We start from the raw sequence: 1,218 nt of genomic DNA on the forward strand, positions 1-1,218 counted from the left end.
GCGTGGAGACCACCGGATTGTCCACGATCAGCACGTCGGGCGCGTTGCCCTGCTGGGCGGCCAGCAGCGCCTTGTTGGTCAGGTCGCTGGTGTCGTATCCGGTGCGCTTGACCTCCACCCCGGCCTGGGTTCCGCATGTGTCGAGCAGCTTCACCCAGTCCGAGCTCTTGTCGTACTGGGGGTAGGGATCCCAGATGGTGTAGGTGCCGCCACCGGCGGCCGGGCTCGCGCTCGCCGCATCGCCGCCCCCGGGCGACGACGAGCATGCGACCGTACCGCCCGCGACAAGCAGGGCCGCTAGACCCAGGCCGGCCGCGTGGCGGATCGTTGCTGCTGACCCCATGATTATGACCTCCGCTGACAAGTTACGCGGCTATATCCGATCGGTATCGAACCGGTTCGGCGAACCGGTTCGATGAACATAAACGCGTCCACAATGGGAGTCAATGGGGGAACCTCAATGTATACCGTCCTGTTGTACGCCCCCGCGCTCTCGGCGCGCCTGGCAGCGACACAGCGGGCGAAAGCTCGGACATTTCCCTCTTTACCATCCCAAGACGCCCAGGAGGCTGGTCGAATCGATTCGCCCAATCGCTCGACCCATCCAGGCGACCTGACGAACGGCACCATCGCCGACCGCTCCTCCTCTGGCCTGGACGGAAGACTGGTCAATCCCGGCCAGGTAGAAGATCTGCGGGCCGGGCACCATGGTCATGTCGCCTGGGCCGCCCTGGGTGGAGATGTAGATGATGTCGAAGCTCGCCAGTGCCGCGATCACGGTCACGCTGACGCAGAGCGCGATCCCCTGGCGCAGGCTGGGGACCGTGATGGAGATGAACTCCCGCCACGGCCCGGCGCCGTCGAGCCGGGCGGCCTCGTACAGCGCCGGGTCGATCTTGCTCATGCCGGCCAGGAGCAGCAGCGTGCTGCCGCGCAATCCCTCGGCTGAACGCCGGCGTGGCATTCCGCGGTGGCCCCATCGCCGGACGCCGCGACGCGCTGCGGCCGGCGCCACCCCCAGGCGGTCAAGGTCTGGGGGGCGCCTGGGAGCAGGTGACCCCGTTCCTGGCGTTCACCCCGCCCGGCAGGCGCCTGCTCCGCACCACCGACAGCATCGAATCGTCAACTGCCGGCTGCGCAAGGTGTCCACGGCTCGCTCAGAGCGCGGTGATGGTCCACTGGTTGTTGGTGCTGGAGTTCGGGGCCCACATCTGCACG

1 protein-coding gene and 2 pseudogenes are annotated in these 1,218 nt (G+C 67.5%); 1 reads left to right on the forward strand and 2 read right to left on the reverse strand.

Features of this window, described 5'->3' with window-relative positions:
• Nucleotides 1–343: pseudogene (locus tag AB0O34_RS36935) on the reverse strand (hypothetical protein); the annotation flags it as partial.
• Nucleotides 344–544: 201 nt separating this feature from the next.
• Nucleotides 545–937, reverse strand: coding sequence for an ABC transporter permease subunit (locus AB0O34_RS36940; RefSeq protein WP_363923675.1), 393 nt, complete (start codon nucleotides 935–937; stop codon nucleotides 545–547).
• 20 nt (nucleotides 938–957) lie between these two features.
• Here AB0O34_RS36940 and AB0O34_RS36945 point away from each other — a divergent pair.
• Nucleotides 958–1,218 (forward strand): annotated as a pseudogene (locus tag AB0O34_RS36945) (hypothetical protein); the annotation flags it as partial.

The sequence above is a fragment of the Sphaerisporangium sp. NPDC088356 genome (assembly GCF_040685555.1).
In the GTDB taxonomy this organism is placed as follows: Bacteria; Actinomycetota; Actinomycetes; order Streptosporangiales; family Streptosporangiaceae; genus Sphaerisporangium.